The organism is Streptomyces sp. CA-135486, assembly GCF_050936555.1.
In the GTDB taxonomy this organism is placed as follows: domain Bacteria; phylum Actinomycetota; class Actinomycetes; order Streptomycetales; family Streptomycetaceae; genus Streptomyces.
This window is the reverse complement of sequence record NZ_JBNJMM010000002.1, coordinates 799,033-815,947: the sequence shown is the minus strand read 5'-3', so window position 1 is coordinate 815,947 and position 16,915 is coordinate 799,033. Positions and strand designations below refer to the sequence as shown.

Annotated in this window: 24 protein-coding genes and 4 tRNA genes; 13 read left to right on the top strand and 15 right to left on the bottom strand. The window is 68.3% G+C overall.

Features of this window, described 5'->3' with window-relative positions:
- Positions 1-127: 127 nt before the first annotated feature.
- From ACQEVG_RS23005 to ACQEVG_RS22975, 7 genes are all read right to left on the bottom strand, one after another.
- On the bottom strand, positions 128-1,576 hold the full coding sequence (locus tag ACQEVG_RS23005) for a DHA2 family efflux MFS transporter permease subunit (protein ID WP_432986951.1): 1,449 nt from the start codon (positions 1,574-1,576) through the stop codon (positions 128-130).
- Positions 1,577-1,655: 79 nt separating this feature from the next.
- A complete protein-coding gene (locus tag ACQEVG_RS23000; RefSeq protein WP_432986948.1) occupies positions 1,656-2,213 on the bottom strand; it encodes a TetR/AcrR family transcriptional regulator in 558 nt (185 codons plus the stop codon).
- A 144-nt stretch (positions 2,214-2,357) separates the two neighbouring features.
- Complete coding sequence (locus ACQEVG_RS22995) at positions 2,358-2,786, bottom strand: MaoC family dehydratase (RefSeq protein ID WP_432986945.1); 429 nt, start codon at positions 2,784-2,786, stop codon at positions 2,358-2,360.
- Between the two features lie 6 nt (positions 2,787-2,792).
- Entirely contained in the window at positions 2,793-3,245 is a 453-nt protein-coding gene (locus tag ACQEVG_RS22990) for an FAS1-like dehydratase domain-containing protein (RefSeq protein WP_432986943.1), read from the bottom strand.
- Between the two features lie 162 nt (positions 3,246-3,407).
- Positions 3,408-3,572 carry a 50S ribosomal protein L33 gene (gene rpmG / locus ACQEVG_RS22985; RefSeq protein WP_003956487.1) on the bottom strand — a complete coding sequence of 55 codons (165 nt, stop codon included), beginning with the start codon at positions 3,570-3,572 and terminating at the stop codon, positions 3,408-3,410.
- Positions 3,573-3,661: 89 nt separating this feature from the next.
- Positions 3,662-3,734 (bottom strand) — tRNA-Met (locus tag ACQEVG_RS22980).
- A gap of 46 nt (positions 3,735-3,780) precedes the next feature.
- Positions 3,781-3,853: transfer RNA gene (locus tag ACQEVG_RS22975), tRNA-Thr, on the bottom strand.
- A 226-nt stretch (positions 3,854-4,079) separates the two neighbouring features.
- Between ACQEVG_RS22975 and ACQEVG_RS22970 the strand changes: the two genes are divergently transcribed.
- The 4 genes from ACQEVG_RS22970 (at position 4,080) to ACQEVG_RS22955 (ending at position 7,197) form a co-directional block, all read left to right on the top strand.
- Complete coding sequence (locus tag ACQEVG_RS22970; protein WP_432986941.1) at positions 4,080-5,312, top strand: amidohydrolase family protein; 1,233 nt, start codon at positions 4,080-4,082, stop codon at positions 5,310-5,312.
- Between the two features lie 83 nt (positions 5,313-5,395).
- Positions 5,396-6,052: an SDR family oxidoreductase gene (locus tag ACQEVG_RS22965; RefSeq protein ID WP_432986938.1), complete on the top strand. Its 657-nt coding sequence runs from the start codon at positions 5,396-5,398 to the stop codon at positions 6,050-6,052.
- Positions 6,053-6,137: 85 nt separating this feature from the next.
- Positions 6,138-6,635 carry a GyrI-like domain-containing protein gene (locus tag ACQEVG_RS22960; RefSeq protein ID WP_432986935.1) on the top strand — a complete coding sequence of 166 codons (498 nt, stop codon included), beginning with the start codon at positions 6,138-6,140 and terminating at the stop codon, positions 6,633-6,635.
- Positions 6,636-6,711: 76 nt separating this feature from the next.
- Positions 6,712-7,197 (top strand): GNAT family N-acetyltransferase, encoded by a 486-nt coding sequence (locus tag ACQEVG_RS22955; RefSeq protein ID WP_432986932.1) that lies wholly within the window; start codon positions 6,712-6,714, stop codon positions 7,195-7,197.
- A 137-nt stretch (positions 7,198-7,334) separates the two neighbouring features.
- Here ACQEVG_RS22955 and ACQEVG_RS22950 read toward each other — a convergent pair whose 3' ends face one another.
- The 3 genes from ACQEVG_RS22950 to ACQEVG_RS22940 all read right to left on the bottom strand — a co-directional run bounded on the left by ACQEVG_RS22950 (position 7,335) and on the right by ACQEVG_RS22940 (position 8,571).
- Complete coding sequence (locus ACQEVG_RS22950; RefSeq protein ID WP_432986930.1) at positions 7,335-7,703, bottom strand: amphi-Trp domain-containing protein; 369 nt, start codon at positions 7,701-7,703, stop codon at positions 7,335-7,337.
- A gap of 419 nt (positions 7,704-8,122) precedes the next feature.
- A tRNA-Ser gene (locus tag ACQEVG_RS22945) sits at positions 8,123-8,210 on the bottom strand.
- Positions 8,211-8,334: 124 nt separating this feature from the next.
- Positions 8,335-8,571, bottom strand: coding sequence for a hypothetical protein (locus tag ACQEVG_RS22940; protein WP_432986928.1), 237 nt, complete (start codon positions 8,569-8,571; stop codon positions 8,335-8,337).
- A gap of 482 nt (positions 8,572-9,053) precedes the next feature.
- On the opposite strand from ACQEVG_RS22940, the gene ACQEVG_RS22935 reads away from it, so the two are divergent.
- From ACQEVG_RS22935 to ACQEVG_RS22915, 5 genes are all read left to right on the top strand, one after another.
- Positions 9,054-9,362 carry a hypothetical protein gene (locus tag ACQEVG_RS22935; protein WP_432986925.1) on the top strand — a complete coding sequence of 103 codons (309 nt, stop codon included), beginning with the start codon at positions 9,054-9,056 and terminating at the stop codon, positions 9,360-9,362.
- Between the two features lie 415 nt (positions 9,363-9,777).
- Positions 9,778-10,218 (top strand): VOC family protein, encoded by a 441-nt coding sequence (locus ACQEVG_RS22930; protein ID WP_432986923.1) that lies wholly within the window; start codon positions 9,778-9,780, stop codon positions 10,216-10,218.
- A gap of 17 nt (positions 10,219-10,235) precedes the next feature.
- A complete protein-coding gene (locus ACQEVG_RS22925) occupies positions 10,236-10,304 on the top strand; it encodes a DUF6233 domain-containing protein (RefSeq protein ID WP_432992823.1) in 69 nt (22 codons plus the stop codon).
- Positions 10,305-10,330: 26 nt separating this feature from the next.
- Positions 10,331-10,579, top strand: a complete 249-nt coding sequence (locus ACQEVG_RS22920) for a hypothetical protein (RefSeq protein WP_432986921.1) — start codon at positions 10,331-10,333, stop codon at positions 10,577-10,579.
- Between the two features lie 43 nt (positions 10,580-10,622).
- Complete coding sequence (locus ACQEVG_RS22915; RefSeq protein ID WP_432986918.1) at positions 10,623-10,844, top strand: hypothetical protein; 222 nt, start codon at positions 10,623-10,625, stop codon at positions 10,842-10,844.
- Between the two features lie 213 nt (positions 10,845-11,057).
- On the opposite strand, the gene ACQEVG_RS22910 is transcribed toward ACQEVG_RS22915, so the two are convergent.
- Positions 11,058-11,139: transfer RNA gene (locus ACQEVG_RS22910), tRNA-Tyr, on the bottom strand.
- A gap of 191 nt (positions 11,140-11,330) precedes the next feature.
- Between ACQEVG_RS22910 and ACQEVG_RS22905 the strand changes: the two genes are divergently transcribed.
- The 3 genes from ACQEVG_RS22905 to ACQEVG_RS22895 all read left to right on the top strand — a co-directional run bounded on the left by ACQEVG_RS22905 (position 11,331) and on the right by ACQEVG_RS22895 (position 13,258).
- Positions 11,331-11,819 carry a YajQ family cyclic di-GMP-binding protein gene (locus tag ACQEVG_RS22905; RefSeq protein ID WP_266479228.1) on the top strand — a complete coding sequence of 163 codons (489 nt, stop codon included), beginning with the start codon at positions 11,331-11,333 and terminating at the stop codon, positions 11,817-11,819.
- A 225-nt stretch (positions 11,820-12,044) separates the two neighbouring features.
- Positions 12,045-12,548, top strand: coding sequence for a methylated-DNA--[protein]-cysteine S-methyltransferase (locus ACQEVG_RS22900; protein ID WP_432986915.1), 504 nt, complete (start codon positions 12,045-12,047; stop codon positions 12,546-12,548).
- A complete protein-coding gene (locus ACQEVG_RS22895; RefSeq protein ID WP_432986912.1) occupies positions 12,545-13,258 on the top strand; it encodes an alpha-ketoglutarate-dependent dioxygenase AlkB family protein in 714 nt (237 codons plus the stop codon). Before ACQEVG_RS22900 ends, ACQEVG_RS22895 begins: the two co-directional genes overlap by 4 nt.
- A 35-nt stretch (positions 13,259-13,293) precedes the next feature.
- Here ACQEVG_RS22895 and ACQEVG_RS22890 read toward each other — a convergent pair whose 3' ends face one another.
- Positions 13,294-13,563, bottom strand: coding sequence for a GlsB/YeaQ/YmgE family stress response membrane protein (locus ACQEVG_RS22890; protein WP_432986909.1), 270 nt, complete (start codon positions 13,561-13,563; stop codon positions 13,294-13,296).
- Between the two features lie 86 nt (positions 13,564-13,649).
- Here ACQEVG_RS22890 and ACQEVG_RS22885 point away from each other — a divergent pair, with 86 nt between their 5' ends.
- The gene (locus ACQEVG_RS22885) at positions 13,650-14,936 is read left to right on the top strand and encodes an APC family permease (RefSeq protein WP_432986907.1); all 1,287 of its coding nucleotides are present in this window, start codon (positions 13,650-13,652) and stop codon (positions 14,934-14,936) included.
- On the opposite strand, the gene ACQEVG_RS22880 is transcribed toward ACQEVG_RS22885, so the two are convergent.
- From ACQEVG_RS22880 to htpX, 3 genes are all read right to left on the bottom strand, one after another.
- Positions 14,911-15,468, bottom strand: a complete 558-nt coding sequence (locus tag ACQEVG_RS22880; RefSeq protein WP_432986905.1) for an SMI1/KNR4 family protein — start codon at positions 15,466-15,468, stop codon at positions 14,911-14,913. The two genes, ACQEVG_RS22885 and ACQEVG_RS22880, sit on opposite strands and share 26 nt — an antisense overlap.
- A 91-nt stretch (positions 15,469-15,559) precedes the next feature.
- Positions 15,560-15,952 (bottom strand): YccF domain-containing protein, encoded by a 393-nt coding sequence (locus ACQEVG_RS22875; RefSeq protein WP_432986903.1) that lies wholly within the window; start codon positions 15,950-15,952, stop codon positions 15,560-15,562.
- The gene (gene htpX, locus ACQEVG_RS22870; RefSeq protein ID WP_432986900.1) at positions 15,949-16,812 is read right to left on the bottom strand and encodes a zinc metalloprotease HtpX; all 864 of its coding nucleotides are present in this window, start codon (positions 16,810-16,812) and stop codon (positions 15,949-15,951) included. The genes ACQEVG_RS22875 and htpX overlap by 4 nt, the downstream gene beginning before the upstream one ends.
- Positions 16,813-16,915 lie beyond the last annotated feature (103 nt).

Below are 16,915 nucleotides of genomic sequence, written 5' to 3'. Positions count from 1 at the left end.
GACAAGGGTACGGTCCGTGGCCCGCCGCTCGGACGGGACCACGGACCGTGGACGTGTACCCCTTCTCATACGGCGGCTTTCGTACGCCTTGTCCCGCGCCTTGTCATGGGCCTGGTCACGCGCCTTGTCACACGGCGACGGACTGGGGCTCCTCGGTGGCCTGCGCGGGCGCCTGGGACACGGCCTGCGCGGCCTGCTCCGTGCGGCGGCCCGGGATCAGCAGGGCGACCAGCGCCGCGAGGGCCACCGCACCCGCGCCGATCCAGAGCGCCGGGACGGTGCCGTCGGTGAAGGCGTCGGGGGTCTCGTATCCGCCCTGAGCTGCGAAGACCGCACCCAGGACCGCGACGCCCAGGGCGCCGCCGACCTCGCGCAGAGCGTTGTTGGCGCCGGAGGCGATGCCCTGCTCGCCGGGGCGGACGCTGGACATGACCACGCTGGCCGCCGGGGCGAAGTACAGGGCCATGCCGACGCCGCCGAGGATCAGACCGGGGAGCTGGGCCGCGTACGACACACCCGGCTCAAGGACCAGGGCGAAGAGCCCGAGGCCGATGGCCTGGAGGGCGAGACCGGTGGCGACGACCGGGCGGCCGCCGATCCTGTCGGAGAGTATTCCGGCGATCGGCGCGACGATCAGCGGCATACCGGTCCAGGGGAGCATCCGCAGACCGGCCTCGGTGGGCGAGTAACCGGCGACGCCCTGCAGGAACTGGCTGAGCAGGAAGATCGAGCCGAACATGCCCAGGAACATCAGCAGGCTCGCGATATTGATCCCGAAGAAGGCGCGGTCACGGAAGAGCCGCATGGGGAGCATGGGGTTCTTGCTGACGAGCCCGTGCCGGACGAAGGCGACGAGCAGCAGGGTGCCGACGATCAGGCCGGCCAGGATCGGGGTGCTGGTCCAGCCGTCGGCCTGGCCGTTGACCAGGGCGTAGACGATCCCGAAGAGCCCGCCGCTGACGAGCAGGGTGCCGGGTATGTCGAGCCGGGCGTTGGGGGCGTACGACTCGTCCAGGCGCAGCCGGGCCAGGGGCAGCAGAGCCAGGCCGATCGGCACATTCAGCCAGAAGATCCACCCCCAGGAGATGTGCTCGGTGAGGCTGCCGCCGATGAGCGGACCGCTGGCGACGGCCAGGCCGGTGACGGCGCTGAAGATGCCGAGGGCCGCGCCGCGACGGGCCGCCGGGACGGCCGCGGTGAGCAGGGTGAGCGTCAGCGGCATCATGATCGCGGCGCCGACGCCCTGGACGGCGCGGGCGGCGATCAGCGCGTCGATACCCGGCGCGAGGGCGGCCGCGGCGGATGCGCCGGTGAAGACGGTCAGGCCCGCTATGAAGAGCCTGCGGCGGCCGAACCGGTCGCCCAGCGCGGCACCGAGCATCAGCAGGACGGCGAAGGTGAGGGTGTATGCGCTCACCGTCCATTCGAGGTCTTCCAGCGCGCCGCCCAGGTCCTTGCGGATAGAGGGGAGGGCGGTGGTGACGACGAGGTTGTCGAGGGCCGCCATGAAGCCGGCGACGCTGGTGATGACGAGGGCCCAGGCAGCGCTGCCGCGGCGGGCTGTTTGCTGGTTCATTGCTCCCCCAGAGGGTTAGTTATTAATGACTAACTTTTACGGGCAGAACTCGCCCCCGAGGGGACGGGTGGTGGCAGCCCTAGCGCGGAGCCTTGATGTCGGACATGTCGAGTCCGGACCAGACCCGGTGATCCTCAGGGAAGCCCAGCGCCACCAGAACGTTGATCAGCATGCCGCAGCCGAGGAAGTCGGTCGTCTCGCACGCGTCCCCCGCGAAGGCAACCTGCGCCAAGTCCCAGATCTCGGCCCAGGCGGCCCTGATCTCTTCGCCGAACTCGTGATCGCCGGCCGCCTCGGCGGAAGCCACCGCGACATACGTCTGCATCTGCATCAGCAGCTTGTCGCTGTCGTTGATCATCCGCATGTAAGCGGCCGCCATCGCTTCGAGCGGCGAGCTGTCGGGACGCTGCTCCAGCGCGTCGGCGAAGGCTCTGGGGGTCTCCTCGAGGCAGCGGAGGGCCGCCGCCAGGAAGAGCTCCCGCTTGTTCTTGAAGAGACGGAAGAGATACGGCTGCGACACTCCGACCCGTTTGGCGATCGCCTCGGTGGAGGTGCCGTTGTAGCCGCCGCGCGCGAACTCGGTGATCGCGGCGCGGATGACGCTCTCACGTCGCTCATCTGCGCTCATCCTGACCATGCGAGTAAGTTAGTGGCCAATCACTAATAAAGTCAAGAGCTGAGGAGAAAGCCCCACACGCGGTAAGGAGCACCCGCCACTGACGGGCGCCCCTTACCGCTATCCGTGCTGCCCAGAACCCGTGCTGCTCAGGACCCGTACTGCTCAGGCGAGCTGCACCACGGCGCGGGACATCCCCAGTACCTTCTGCCCGGCGCTCATCGCCGTCAGGTCCACCCGCACCCGGTTGTCGTCCAGCTTCACCGCGACCTTGCCGCTGACCTCGATCAGCGCGCCCTTGTCGTCGTTCGGCACGACCACGGGCTTGGTGAAGCGCACGCCGTACTCGACGACCGCGCCCGGGTCACCCACCCAGTCCGTCACCACGCGGACCGCCTCGGCCATGGTGAACATGCCGTGCGCGATCACATCCGGCAGCCCGACCTCGGTGGCGAACTTCTCGTTCCAGTGGATCGGATTGAAGTCGCCCGAGGCGCCCGCGTACTGCACCAGCGTGGCGCGGGTCACCGGGAAGCTCTGCGCCGGCAGCTCGGTGCCGACCTCGACGTCCGCGTAAGAGATCTTCGCCGTCATGACGTCTCACACCCCCTCGGCGGCGCGCGCCACCAGCTTTGTCCAGGCGGTCACGACATGCTCGCCCGCCTCGTCGTGCACCTCACCGCGGATGTCCACGATGTCGTTGCCCGCAAGGGACTTGATGCTCTCGATGGTCGACGTGACCGTCAGCCGGTCCCCCGCCCGCACCGGCCGGGTGTACGCGAACTTCTGATCGCCGTGCACCACCCGGTCGTAGTCCAGCCCCAACTGCGGGTCCTGAATGACCTGTTCCGCCGCCTTGAAAGTGATCGCAAAGGCGAAAGTCGGCGGAGCGATCACATCGGAGTGGCCGAGCGCCTTGGCGGCCTCCTGGTCGGTGTACGCGGGATTGGCGTCACCCACCGCCTCGGCAAACTCGCGGATCTTTTCCCGGCCGACCTCATAGGGCGAGGTGGGCGGATAGGTCCGCCCCACGAAGGACTGGTCGAGCGCCATGGACTGGCTCCCTCCTGCTGGATTGACCTGATGGCTTGGCCTGATCGATTGAACTTGTGGCTTGGCCCGACGGATTGACCTGACGGCTTGACCCGACGGATTGGCCACAACAAACGACACGAGGCCGCCCCCAGTGGGGACGGCCTCGTATACGAGCCTGAGTCAGCGCGTTTCGCGGTGCGCCGTGTGCGAGTTGCAGCGCGGGCAGTGCTTCTTCATCTCAAGACGGTCCGGGTTGTTGCGCCGGTTCTTCTTGGTGATGTAGTTCCGCTCCTTGCACTCCACGCAGGCCAGCGTGATCTTCGGGCGGACGTCGGTGGCAGCCACGTGAGTGCTCCTTGGACGGACTGATGAACGGATGAACGCATAAAAGAGTAGCCGATCGGAGGACCGACCCCACAATCGGCTACTGTGTGTAGCGGTGACCGGACTTGAACCGGTGACACAGCGATTATGAGCCGCTTGCTCTACCGACTGAGCTACACCGCTGCGATACCGGATCCCCTCACCCGAAGGTGAGGATCACCGACATCAGAGCCCCAATACGGAATCGAACCGTAGACCTTCTCCTTACCATGGAGACGCTCTACCGACTGAGCTATTGGGGCGAGCGATGAAGACATTACACGGTCGGTCGCCGATCGCCCAAATCCGTTTCTCCGCCCCCCGACCGGTCTGCGCCCCGCCTGTCCCGTACGCCACTCGTGGCCACACCGGTACGACTATTGCGCTCCTCCTCGAAGCACGCTCGACGCGCCCCTAGGCTCGACTCACGCTGCGTGATCTTGCCCTTCGTCACGCCGCCCGAGCCCCACCGCCCGACGCAGGAGCGCAATGCCCGACAGCCAGCCGCAGCCGCCCGACGGCGCCACCGCGGACACCACCGCGCTGCTGCTCTGCGGCGCTCGGCTCACTGACGGCCGCACCGTCGACGTACGACTCAGCGGCGGCCGCATCGAGGCGGTCGGCACCGCGGGCAGCCTCACCCCGTACTACACCCGTGTCGACCTGAGCGGCTATCTGCTGCTGCCCGCGCCGGCCGAGCCGCACACCCACGGCGACACCGCCCTCACCGCCGACTCCCCCGGGCCCGTCTCGTACGACATCGAAGAGGTCCAGCGGCGTGCCACCGAGGCCGCACTGCTGCAGCTGGGACACGGGGCGACGGCACTGCGCTCGCACGTACGGATCGGGGATGTGCAGGGTCTCGGCCCGCTGGAGGCGGTGCTGCAGGCACGGCGCTCGCTGCGCGGGCTCGCGGATCTGACGGCGGTCGCGGTTCCTCGGCTGCTCACGGGCGTGGCGGGGGCGGACGGTCTGGCGATGCTGCGGGACGCGGTGAAGATGGGCGCCGGGATTGTGGGCGGCTGCCCGGACGCCGATCCCGATCCCACCGGGTACGCGGAAGCCGTGCTGGAGGTCGCTGCCGAACACGGCTGCCCCGTCGATCTCCACACCCACGGTGACGACCCGGCCCGGCTCGGGCGCCTCGCGGCGATGGCGGGCGGACTGCGGCCGGGGGTGGTGATCGGGCCGTGCGCGGGGCTCGCCCGGCTGCCGCGCGAGGCCGCCTCCAGGGCGGCCGACCAGTTGGCGGCGGCCGGCGTCACGGTGGTCTGTGTGCCGCAGGGCGGCTGCGGACCCGTCGAACACCGGGGCAACGCGCCGGTGCGGCTGCTGCGCGCGGCCGGCGTTCGGGTCGCGGCGGGCAGCGGGGCGCTGCGGGACGTCTCCAACCCGGTGGGCCGCGGTGATCCGCTGGAGGCCGCGTATCTGCTGGCTTCGCAGGGCGGGATGCGGGCGCGGGACGCGTACGGGGCGGTGGCGGGGGTGGCGCGGGAGGCGATGGGGCTGCCCGAGGTGCGGGTGGAGGCGGGTTTTCCGGCGGAGCTGCTGGCGGTCCGCGGCGAGCGGATCTCGGGGGTGCTGTCGCTCGCGTACAGCCGGATCGTGATTCACCGGGGGCGGGTGGTGGCACGGACGAGCGCGGTGCGGGAGTACTGCGACTCGGCGGCGGCGGTCGCGCTCGAGCTGCCGCGGCAGGGGCGACCGGATCCCGGGCCCTGACCACGGGCCTTGATCCGCTCCTCCGACATCGGAGAACACTGGTCCCTGAGCGCTGCCCGCGCTTCGGACGTACCGTCGTAGTCATGCGTATTGTCATCGCCGGAGGACACGGACAGATCGCACTTCGCCTGGAGAGGCTGCTCTCGGCGGGTGGACACGAGGTCGCAGGCATCATCCGCAAACCGGAACAGGGTGACGACCTGCGCGAAGCGGGAGCCGAACCGGTCCTGCTCGACCTGGAGTCGGCCTCGGTCGAGCAGGTCGCCGCGGTGCTGCAGGGCGCGGGCGCCGCGGTCTTCGCGGCGGGCGCGGGTCCGAACAGCGGCGTCGCCCGCAAGGAAACGGTGGACCGCGGCGCCGCGGTGCTCTTCGCGGACGCAGCGGAACGGGCAGGCGTACGGCGGCACATCGTCGTTTCCTCGACGGGCGCCGACTCTCAGCATCCGGGCGACGACGTGTTCGACGTCTATCTGCGCGCGAAGGGCGCCGCCGACGACTACGTACGGTCCAGGCCGAGCCTCGACTGGACGATTCTGCGGCCGGGCATCCTGACGAACGACGCAGGAACCGGTCTTGTGGAGCTGAAGGCATCGACCGGGCGCGGGACGGTGCCGCGTGACGATGTGGCGGCGGTACTGGCGGAGATCGCCGAGACGCCGGGCACAGCAGGGCTGACGCTGGAGCTGATCAGCGGGTCGGTGCCGGTGACGGTCGCGGTGAAGGCCGTCGCGGGGAACTAGCGAAAGTCGGTTGTCGGACCGCTTTATTTCCTCTCTGCGATGAATTCCCGGTCTCCGTACGGTCTTTGTTGTCATGAGGGAACAGATGCCTGAGATCCAGCCCACGGTCGTCGAGCGCAGGGAGCAGCCCTACGCCTTCATCCGCGGCTCCGTACGGATGGACGCCTTCGCCCCGATCGCCGACCGGCTGCCGGAGTTGATCCGCTGGCTGGCCGGCCGTGGGGTGGAGACCGCCGGGGCGCCCTTCTTCCGCTTCAACAGCATCGACATGGAAGGGGAGTCGGAGGTCGAGGCGGGCGTGCCCGTCGTGTCCATGCCGGAGCCGGAGGGCGACATCGGCGTCGCAATGCTGCCGGCGGGCCGGTATGTGACGGTCACTCATATCGGCCATCCCGACCAGCTGCCCGGGGTCATCACCGCCGTACGGGAGTGGGCGGAGCGGCAGAGTCTGGAGTGGGACATGACGGTGGTCGACGGTGTTGAGCGCTGGGCGTGCCGCCTGGAGTCGTATCTGACCGATCCGAGGGAGGAGCCGGACATGTCCAAGTGGGAGATCGAGCTGGCGTTCCGGCTGGTCGGCTGAGGCCGCGCTGTTCCGGGTGCCCCAGCAGGCAGTATGTGCCCGGCGAGCCTTCGGGGACGGCCTATAGGCTGCCGAAATGACATCGTCGCCCCGCCTGGAGAAGGTCACACCGGACAACGTTCTGGCCGCGTGCCGGTTGAAGGTGCAGCCCTACCAGGAGCGCCTCGTGGCTCCGGTCGCACGGTCTCTGGCAGAGGCATATGTGCACCCTGAGCTGGCCTGGCCTCGACTGATCTTCGACGGTGAGCAGCTCGTGGGCTTCGTCATGGGTTTCTTCGAGGCCAATTTCGCATCGGACGGGTCGGACGGGTCGGACGACGATTTCCGCTCCGGAATCTGGCGACTGAACATCGCCGCCGGCCAACAGCGGCGGGGGTACGGCCGCTTCGCCGTGGAGTCCGTGTGCGAGGAGGTCCGCAGGCGCGGGCACACACGCGCAACGACGACATGGGCGCCGGGAGAACACGGGCCCGAGCGGTTCTACCTGCGGCTCGGTTTTCGACCGACCGGAGAGAAGAGCGGCGATCAGACCGTGGGCGAGCTGGACCTGACCGGGGCCTGACAGCCCGGACCGCCCGTCAGCACACGGCGGAGACGGAGCGGGACTGAGCGCTCGGCCGACGGCAGGAACGACGATCCGGATCTTGCTCTCGGCCTGCCGCTCGGCCCGGGTGGCCGGCCCGTGGGCCTTGGCGCGGCTCAGGACGTTTTTGTGGTGGACCGCTTCGCGCTTGTGCTCCTGCTGGTGCCGGTGCTGCTCCGCCTGGGCTTGGGCTTGGCGGGCGCACTCTTCCGCCGCCTCGGGGCCTCCTTTGTGCCTGCCGCCGCCTGGGATTGCGCTGTTCGGGTGAGTGTCGGCCACTTGAACTCGATCTCCGTCGCCCCGTCGCCGACCTCGACCTCTATCTCGCTGCGAAGGTCGTCGGGGATCCGCAGGCTCAGCGTCCCGGGGCCGAGTTCCAGATCTGCATCCCCACCTTCCCTCAGCGCGGCCGCGAGCGCCATGAGCTGATCAGCCGCCTCAAGGCGTGACAGCGAGCGCTTCTGCTCAAACTTGAGGTCCTTCATGGGCTGGCTCCGATCCGGCAGAAACAGTAGATAACGCCAATTCTGATGCCATGCACTGGATCGGACATCCTCATGGCCGAGTGAAGAACCGGAACGACCGACGACCGGTCAAGGTGCCGTCCGATCTGCCCGGGAGGGCCTTGGAGCATCCGCTCTCGCGGGGGCGCTGGTAACCGGTGTGCGTCGTCGATGCACCCGTTCAGGCCTGTCTGATTCGGAAGACAGCTCAGGTGGGTTCGTGCGACGGGGAAGGGGTGGTGCTCGAAACCAGGCCCTGAGGAAGGAATGCCGCGGCGGCGAGGCCGACGAGCCCGAGGATCGCCAGTGTGATCATCGCGGAAAACGCTGGATCTCGCCAGACAACGAGAAGACCCCCGCTACCCTGCTTTTCCGCAGGTCAACAGGGGTCTTTCATCGCGTGGCGGCGCCAGGATTCGAACCTGGGAAGGCTAAGCGGACGGATTTACGGATCTACAGTCCGCTATTGGGCGCGCCCGGGCCGCCTCCGACCTGGGAAGCAGCGTTCCGAGACGTTTGCGCGGTCTGCCGACCACTCGTCGAGAGCATGCTCCTGGGGCGATCTCGCCGAATCGACTTCAGCGCCTGCGACCTCAGCGGCACGTACAGCGGATCAAACAATGTGGAGTCGCTCCAACGATCCGTCTGAGCCGCGGAGTAGGAGATCCCTGCCCTCGTCCTTCTGCGCTTCGAGATAGGCGTAGATCTGGACTGCCCGGTTGATCACATCCGTTTTGCTTAGGCCGCTCCGCTCTGTGAGTTCAGCAATTGCCTTCACCGCTGGCGGGACGAGCGTCACCGAGTAGCGCTCACTGGCCGTCGTCTGCGGCGGGCTGGCTTGCTGCGCCATGAAGCCTTCTCCTCTCCGGCGAGATCTACCGAGCACGGGCCGCCGCCCCCAGACGCCCGCACCCTCATGACACCTCTATTGAACCATGCTGGTGCAGAAATGCACCTGTGCGGTACGCTGCGTGGGCGAAGCGGCACCGACGGTGCCAATGCTCGAGGCTGCTTCGCCCCGGGTGTCACCGCTGCCCCGCGCCTGAAGGGACGTGGCCAGCCTTGACCCACTCCGGGCGCTGCCGGCACGGGCTCACAAGGGGGAAAGCCCGGCTGTAGCGCTCGGAGTGCAGCGTCGGCGATCTCGTATCCGCTCGACGCGGCGATGCGGTGCGCATCCGGGCCGAGTGACCCAACCGTGAGAGGAGTTGTCCTGAGCTCACATTGAGGAAGACCCACGACGCGAAGAGGAGGTGATTGCCATGAAGCCCTTGAACCCGGTTCCCACCTAGGTGAAAAGCACCTGGTACGGGTGATAGTGAAGGGTCTGAGATGGCCACCGACGGCACTCCGACGCTTGACAGCGCAGACCGACAGACAGTGGCGGCCTACGTCACGTTCACGACGTCCCCTGAGGGGCCTGCTCTCTCAGTGGGCGTCCCCGAGGAGCACTCTATTCGTCTCCTCGAAACGCTAAGGATCACGTCAGGCGTGATGGGGTCAGTGACCGCGCCGTACTTGATGGCGAAAGCCTTGGACGCCGCCAAGGTAACTGAACCTTGGCAGGTGCCAGCAGCCTTTCTGACGCTCTCGGTTCTCCTGCCTCTGCTCTACATCTGCCTTTATCGCCGTAGTAGTTGACGCAAAAGCCGTCCACGCGGCCCGATGAACGTGCGCGACCCCCTGTGCCCCCAGCCACCCGGTCGGGGGCACTCAGCTTTCATCGCTAACGGCTGCAAGAGTTCCTGATGCTGGTCTGGCGGCGAGTTGAACTGGCGACCTCTTCGTCCCAAAAGCAATTCGACACCCGTCCATGACTGCGGTCGGAGATTGATTGACCTGGGGTGACGGTCCCTCAACGTCCGCGGATGTTCGGAGTTTGGAGATTGGACCAATCCTCAAGTCGTCAAGATCTCCCGGCGCAGGTCGCGCACCCATGCCCGAGGCCTTTTTGTTCTCGAAGAAGATGTGGCAGAGGATGTCGAGAACGGCCTGGCGGCTCCGTCTCAGGGGCGGATGCGGCCACCTTGGCCGTGCCACACCAAGGAGGCCCAGCATGACGATCCAGCGGATGGACAACGTCCTCATCGTTGTCGACGACCTTGACGCTGCTATTTCGTTCTTCGTCGAACTTGGCATGGAGCTGGAGGGCAAGATGCCCATCGAGGGACGTTGGGTGGAGCGTGTCATCGGGCTCGACGACGTCCGACAGGACATCGCAATGCTACGGACCCCGGACGGCCACGGCCGAATCGAGCTGGCGATGTTCCACACGCCGAAGGCGATCAGCGCCGAGCCGAAGGACGCGCCGACGAACACTCTGGGCATTCGTCGCATCATGTTCGCCGTCGACGACATCGAGGACGTCGTTGCCCGCCTGCGCACCCACGGCGCCGAACTCGTCGGCGAGCTGGCGCAGTACGAGGACAGCTATCGGCTCTGCTACGTCCGCGGCCCCGAGGGCATCATCGTCGGACTGGCCGAGCAGCTCAGCTGAAGGCTGTCTAAGGGACCGTGCACCCAAAGAAGGGCGTCGAGGCGTGCCCGTTCTGTCGGCCGGATACGGCGCTCGGAGTGCTGTGATCGGCGCCCCGGCGCAGCCTGGAGGTATGGAACACGCCCCGATCGTCGTGCACCGGATCTCTCCGTCGGGCGGGCGGCGGGTCACTGTCCGCGTCGAGGGGGACGAGCGGATCCTCGGCCTCGCCCGGTCGGACGCCGACGTGATCGAGTTCCTCCGCCGGGCTGGTGTGCCGGATCCGGACGAGCTGGTCCTCGGCGGCTCGAAGCTGATCGACTGGGTGGGTGGCGAGCCGGGGAGGTACGACGCGGAGCCGTCCGACACGGATATCCCGTAACCGTCCGGATGCGTCCGGCCTCGTACGGATGGACGCTGGGATCATGACCGAGAACGCGCCCGTGATCGTGCATCCGGTGTCGCCGGACGGCGGCAGGCGAGTGACGATCCGCGGTGAGGCCGTGGGCACGGCCTTCAACCTGTTCGACCTGCTGGAGTTCCTGCGCCGTGCGGATCTGCCGGAGGCTGACACTGCGATCGACGATCCGACGCTGATCGAGTGGCGGGATGGCGGCCCGGAGACGTGGGGCGAGCCGCTGCCCTGAGATGCCTCACCTCGCCGGCACCGCCGACAGGTACGCCTGACAGCAGGCCGCTACCTCCGGACGATCGAGCGGGCATCCCGTCCACGCCCCGTCCACAACTACTGATGGACAGCGTGCGGGATCGAGACACAGTGAGACACCCAGGCTGGGTCGAAGTACAACGAGGTCGGCCCCCGATCCGCGTTTCCGCAGATCAGGGGCCGTCTTTTCGCGTGGCGGCGCCAGGATTCGAACCTGGGTAGGCTAAGCCGACGGATTTACAGTCCGCTCCCATTGGCCACTCGGGCACACCGCCATGGGATGTCGCCTCAGGAGGCCCGCTGTGGGCGGTGCTCCGTGGCAACGACGTAAACGATACCTGATGCCCAGGGGTGCTTCGCCACCGGATTGATCAGCCCTGGGGACGGGTGCGGGTGGCTAGGCTTGCGGGTGCGGTCCGGGACTCCGGCCGCGCCTCCACGCACCCGATACAAGGAGCCACAGGACATGGCCGACTCCAGTTTCGACATCGTCTCGAAGGTCGAGCGGCAGGAGGTCGACAACGCCCTCAACCAGGCGGCGAAGGAGATCTCCCAGCGCTACGACTTCAAGAACGTCGGGGCTTCGATCGCCTGGTCCGGCGAGAAGATCCTTATGCAGGCGAACTCCGAGGAGCGGGTCGCCGCCATCCTCGACGTCTTCCAGACCAAGCTGGTCAAGCGCGGGATCTCGCTGAAGGCGCTGGACGCGGGCGAGCCGCAGCTGTCCGGCAAGGAGTACAAGATCTTCGCCTCGATCGAGGAGGGCATCTCCCAGGAGAACGCCAAGAAGGTCGCGAAGATCATCCGCGACGAGGGCCCGAAGGGCGTCAAGGCGCAGGTCCAGGGCGAGGAGCTGCGCGTCAGCTCGAAGAGCCGGGACGACCTGCAGGCCGTGCAGGCGCTGCTGAAGGGGCAGGACTTCGACTTCGCGCTGCAGTTCGTGAACTACCGGTGATTCCGGCGGGCGCGCGACGGGCGGACCGGGGGCGGAGCGGCTCGGCCGTCCCGCCCCCGCCCAGACGGGCGCGCTGCGCGGCCACCTGAGGCAGGTGCGGGGCGCGGACGATGAGCGGCGCGATGTCCGATTCCCGCCAGCTTCGGCGGGGGCGGGCGGACAGACTCGTAGGCGTAGGCATACAGCGCGGGACACAGCGCCCCGCCGCGAGGAAAGGTACAAGCCATGACGGTCTACGCGCCTATCGACAGCCCACTGGGCGAACTGCTGCTGGTCGGCGAGGAGTCCGCCACCGCGAAGGGCGGCACCGCGCTCGCCTCGCTCTCTCTGCCCGGTCAGAAGGGCGCGGCCGTCGTCCAGAACAACTGGCGGCGCGACCCCGCCTCCTTCGAGGAGATCGGCAGGCAGCTGAGCTCGTACTTCGAGGGGCTGCTGACTCACTTCGAGATCGAGTACGTCGACGGCGGTACGGACTTCCAGCGGCGGGTGTGGGAGGCGCTTGAGGAGATTCCGTACGGCGCCACCACGACCTACGGCAAGATCGCCGAGCGGATCGGAACCTCGGCGGTGGGCGTACGGGCCGTCGGTACCGCGATCGGACGCAATCCACTGCTCGTTGTGCGCCCGTGCCACCGGGTGATCGGAGCGGACGGCGCCCTTCGGGGGTACGCCGGCGGGCTGGAGCGCAAGGAGCGGCTCCTCGGCATCGAGGGCGCGCGGGCATCGTGAGCGGCGAGGCACTGTTCCCCAGGGAGCGGGCGACAGTCGCCCCGGGGGCGGTGCATGTGCCGGGCTGGCTGCCGGTGGAGCGGCAGCGGGAGCTGGTCAAGGCCTGCCGCGCCTGGGCACGCGGCCCTGTGCCGATCCGGCACACCGTGCTGCCGGGCGGTGGCGTGATGTCCGTAGAGACCGTGTGCGTGGGCTGGCACTGGCAGCCCTACCGGTACAGCCGCACCGCGGGCGATGTGAACGGCGCCCAGGTCGCGGAATTCCCGGACTGGCTTGTGGAGTTGGGGCGCTCCGCCCTGGTCGAGGCGTACGGAGAAGGCGGGAGCGGCGGCAGCGGGGTGGGCCGCACCGACGGCAACTGGAACGGCGGGGTCGACCGGGCGTACACCCCCGACACCGCCCTGATCAACTTCTACGAAGGCGGCGCCCGGATGGGAATGCACCAGGACAAGGAGGAGCGCTCCGGTGCGCCGGTTGTGTCGCTGAGCATCGGCGACAGCTGTGTCTTCCGGTTCGGGAACACCGAGACACGGGGCCGTCCGTACACGGATGTGGAGTTGGCGTCCGGGGACCTGTTCGTCTTCGGCGGACCCGCGCGCTTCGCGTACCACGGAGTGCCGAAGGTGTACCCGGGCACGGCCGACCCGGCCACGGGGATGAGCAGCGGGCGGCTGAACATCACGCTGCGGGAGACCGGACTCCCCGGCTGACCGGACCGCCGGACCTACCGGGCCTGAGAGGGGTGCTAGCGCGAGCGCGAGTGACCGAACAGGAGCCGGTAGATGATCAGCAGCACGAGCGAGCCGCCGATGGCCGCGGTCCACGTGGCCCCGTCGTAGAACTCCTTGGTGATCGGCCGGTCCAGGAAGCGGGCGGATATCCAGCCGCCGATGAACGCGCCCGCCACGCCTATGAGCGTGGTGCCGATCAGACCGCCCGGGTCGCGCCCCGGCAGCAGGATCTTGGCTATGGCTCCGGCGAGCAGCCCGAGGATGATCCAGCTGATGATGCCCATGCCGTGAACCTGCCTTTCGTACGGTGTTGCACTGGAGGACGCCGGGGGGTGGGGCCGCGGTTGCGGAGGTCAGTAGGGTGCCGCGCATGACACATGAGCTGCGGCGATCCTTGGGAGTCTTCGACGCGGTCGTGATCGGGCTTGGGTCGATGATCGGGGCGGGCATTTTCGTCGCGCTGGGCCCGGCGGCCCAGGCGGCCGGGTCGGGGCTGCTGCTGGGACTGGCGCTCGCCGCCGTCGTCGCGTATTGCAACGCAATGTCGTCGGCGCGGCTCGCCGCACGCTATCCGGCGTCCGGCGGGACCTATGTGTACGGGCGGGAACGGCTCGGCGAGTTCTGGGGGTATCTGGCCGGCTGGGCGTTCGTCGTGGGAAAGACCGCGTCGTGCGCGGCGATGGCGCTGACGGTCGGTGCGTACGTATGGCCGGGGCAGGCGCACGCGGTGGCGGTCGCCGCGGTGGTGGCGCTGACTGCCGTGAACTACGGAGGCGTTCAGAAGTCGGCGTGGCTGACGCGGGCGATCGTCGCGGTCGTGCTGGCGGTCCTTGCTGCGGTCGTCGTGGTCTCCCTCGGGTCGGGCGCGGCGGACTTCGGGCGGCTGGATGTGGGCACGGACGCCTCGGCCGGCGGGGTGCTCCAGGCGGCGGGGTTGCTGTTCTTCGCGTTCGCGGGGTACGCCCGGATTGCCACGCTGGGCGAGGAGGTACGTGATCCGGCTCGTACGATCCCGCGCGCCGTCCCGCTGGCGCTGGGCATAGCGCTGGTGGTCTATGTGTGCATCGCGGTCTCGGTCCTTTCTGTGCTGGGAGCCGGGGAGTTGGGCCGGGCGGCGGCTCCGCTCGCCGATGCCGTACGCGCGGCGGGCGCGCACTGGCTGGTTCCCGTGGTGCGGGTGGGCGCCGCGGTGGCGGCACTCGGGTCTTTGCTGGCGCTGATCCTCGGCGTCTCACGGACGACGCTGGCGATGGCAAGGGACGGTCATCTGCCCGGGGCACTGGCTGCCGTCCACCCCCGCTTCCAAGTGCCGCACCATGCGGAGCTGGCGGTGGGTGCGGTCGTCGCCGTGGTGGCGGCGACGGCGGATGTACGCGGGGCGATCGGCTTCTCGTCGTTCGGAGTGCTGGTGTACTACGCAATTGCCAACGCCTCGGCGTGGACGCTGAGTTCCGGCCCGGATGGCGATACACCCGAACGGGTGGCAGCAGCCCGAGCGATGACGGTCCGGGTGACGGCGGGCAGCGGGTTGCTGGGATGCCTGGTGCTGGCCTTCGCCCTGCCCGTGTCGTCGGTGCTGGCAGGGGCGGCCGTGCTGGCGCTGGGCGCGGCCCTGTTCGCTGTAAGGAAGGTCAGCCGGTCGCGGTCCGCGCCCTGAACTCCGACCAGGGCTCGAGGTCCACGCCTTCGTTGGTCTCCTCGTACCAGCCGGTGCCGTCGAGCCAGCCACGCAGCCAGTCGGCGAGGCTCGGCGCGTCCACGTACCACGCGTGGTCGGCCTCGTCGGCGTTCGGCTCGAACAGCAGGACCGTGCCCTGCGCACTGCGGCTGTCGACACACGCGTACATCCCGCAGCCCCAGTGGGATATCGGCAGCACTCCCGCGGGCCAGGGCCAGTCGGGATCCTTTTCGCCGCCCTTGCGGTTGTCCAGATACTGCGCAACGGCCGGCCGCTCGCCCCGGGGCGGCCCTTCGAGGAGCGGAAGCAGGCCGTACTCGGGACCGAATCCGCCGTCGCCTATGCGGGAGTAGAGGGCAGCGAGCAGTGGAGGCAGGCCGAAGCCGAGCGCGGCCTCGGCGCGGGCGAGGGTGTCGGGGCCCACCGGATCGGGAAGTGAATCCCAGCCCCAAGGACGGCTGGTGCGCGCCTCGGCAGCAACGCGGTCCAGCAACTGCTCGATCTCGGTCATGTGTTCATGGTGGACCACGGCACTGACAATCAGGCGGGACCGGAGCCGTCCTCGTCGTCGACCGGGCGCCAGGCGAAAGCGGGGGCCGGCGTCACCGAACGGCGAACGGCTGGTCCGCGGGGACGATCTCCTTGCCGAAGGGCATCAGCGAGACCGGGATCAGCTTGAAATTGGCGATGCCCAGCGGGATGCCGATGATCGTGATGCACAGCGCGAGGCCCGTGACGATGTGGCCGAGGGCCAGCCACCAGCCGGCGAGGACCAGCCACAGCACATTGCCGACGCATGACGGCGCTCCCGCGTCGTAGCGGTCGATCACGGTGTAGCCGAACGGCCAGAGGGCGTAGACGCCGATACGGAACGCGGCGAGAGCGAACGGGATGCCGATGATCGTGATGCACAGCAGCAGTCCCGCGACCATGTAGCCGAGGAACATCCAGAAGCCGCACAGGATGAGCCATATGACGTTCAGGATTGTCTTCACGGGCGGCGACCTGCCATCTGCTCGAGTCGGGCAATACGTTCCGCCATCGGCGGGTGGGTCGAGAACATCCTGGAAAGGCCGGGTCCCGGGCGGAACGGGTTCGCGATCATCATGTGGCTCGCGGTCTCCAACCTTGGTTCGGGCGGCAGCGGCAACTGCTTCGTGCCGGCGTCGAGTTTGCGCAGGGCGTTCGCCAGGGCAAGCGGGTCCCCGGTCAGTTGGGCGCCCGAGGCGTCGGCCTCGTACTCCCGCGAACGGCTGACGGCAAGCTGGATCACGGACGCTGCCAGTGGGCCCAGGATCATCACCAGCAGCAAGCCGATCAGACCGGGGCCCTCGTCGTCGTCGGACCGGCCTATGGGGATCAGCCAGGCGAAGTTCACCAGGAACATCACCACGGAGGCGAGAGCCCCCGCGACCGACGAGATAAGGATGTCGCGGTTGTAGACATGGCTCAACTCGTGGCCGATGACTCCGCGCAGCTCACGCTCGCTGAGAATCTGCAGGATGCCCTCCGTGCAGCAGACCGCGGCGTTGCGCGGGTTGCGGCCGGTGGCGAAGGCATTGGGGGCCTGGGTCGGCGAGATGTACAGGCGCGGCATGGGCTGGCGGGCGGCGGTGGAGAGCTCGCGGACGATGCGGAAGAGCGTGGGTGCCTCGAATTCGCTGACCGGACGGGCGCGCATGGCGCGAAGCGCCAGCTTGTCGCTGTTCCAATAGGCGTACGCATTGGTGCCGAGCGCAACGACGAGCGCGACGAGCAGCCCCGTACGGCCGAAGAAGCTGCCGATGACGAGAATGAGTGCCGACAGCCCCCCGAGGAGTACGGCGGTCTTCAGCCCGTTGTGCCGGCGGTGCACGGTACGCCCTCCAAATCGTGCGGCAGGGGAACCCTTCAGGTGGTGTGCTCCACGCTTCAGTGGACCCTTCTGTACTGGTCAACGCCAGGCGAAGGACGCTGGT

Coding starts and splice junctions, on each gene's coding strand:
- ACQEVG_RS23005 (WP_432986951.1), bottom strand. CDS start 1,576: ATGAACCAGCAAACAGCCCGCCGCGGCAGCGCTGCCTGGGCCCTCGTC.
- ACQEVG_RS23000 (WP_432986948.1), bottom strand. CDS start 2,213: ATGGTCAGGATGAGCGCAGATGAGCGACGTGAGAGCGTCATCCGCGCC.
- ACQEVG_RS22995 (WP_432986945.1), bottom strand. CDS start 2,786: ATGACGGCGAAGATCTCTTACGCGGACGTCGAGGTCGGCACCGAGCTG.
- ACQEVG_RS22990 (WP_432986943.1), bottom strand. CDS start 3,245: ATGGCGCTCGACCAGTCCTTCGTGGGGCGGACCTATCCGCCCACCTCG.
- ACQEVG_RS22970 (WP_432986941.1), top strand. CDS start 4,080: ATGCCCGACAGCCAGCCGCAGCCGCCCGACGGCGCCACCGCGGACACC.
- ACQEVG_RS22965 (WP_432986938.1), top strand. CDS start 5,396: ATGCGTATTGTCATCGCCGGAGGACACGGACAGATCGCACTTCGCCTG.
- ACQEVG_RS22960 (WP_432986935.1), top strand. CDS start 6,138: ATGCCTGAGATCCAGCCCACGGTCGTCGAGCGCAGGGAGCAGCCCTAC.
- ACQEVG_RS22955 (WP_432986932.1), top strand. CDS start 6,712: ATGACATCGTCGCCCCGCCTGGAGAAGGTCACACCGGACAACGTTCTG.
- ACQEVG_RS22950 (WP_432986930.1), bottom strand. CDS start 7,703: ATGAAGGACCTCAAGTTTGAGCAGAAGCGCTCGCTGTCACGCCTTGAG.
- ACQEVG_RS22940 (WP_432986928.1), bottom strand. CDS start 8,571: ATGGCGCAGCAAGCCAGCCCGCCGCAGACGACGGCCAGTGAGCGCTAC.
- ACQEVG_RS22935 (WP_432986925.1), top strand. CDS start 9,054: ATGGCCACCGACGGCACTCCGACGCTTGACAGCGCAGACCGACAGACA.
- ACQEVG_RS22930 (WP_432986923.1), top strand. CDS start 9,778: ATGACGATCCAGCGGATGGACAACGTCCTCATCGTTGTCGACGACCTT.
- ACQEVG_RS22920 (WP_432986921.1), top strand. CDS start 10,331: ATGGAACACGCCCCGATCGTCGTGCACCGGATCTCTCCGTCGGGCGGG.
- ACQEVG_RS22915 (WP_432986918.1), top strand. CDS start 10,623: ATGACCGAGAACGCGCCCGTGATCGTGCATCCGGTGTCGCCGGACGGC.
- ACQEVG_RS22905 (WP_266479228.1), top strand. CDS start 11,331: ATGGCCGACTCCAGTTTCGACATCGTCTCGAAGGTCGAGCGGCAGGAG.
- ACQEVG_RS22900 (WP_432986915.1), top strand. CDS start 12,045: ATGACGGTCTACGCGCCTATCGACAGCCCACTGGGCGAACTGCTGCTG.
- ACQEVG_RS22890 (WP_432986909.1), bottom strand. CDS start 13,563: ATGGGCATCATCAGCTGGATCATCCTCGGGCTGCTCGCCGGAGCCATA.
- ACQEVG_RS22885 (WP_432986907.1), top strand. CDS start 13,650: ATGACACATGAGCTGCGGCGATCCTTGGGAGTCTTCGACGCGGTCGTG.
- ACQEVG_RS22880 (WP_432986905.1), bottom strand. CDS start 15,468: ATGACCGAGATCGAGCAGTTGCTGGACCGCGTTGCTGCCGAGGCGCGC.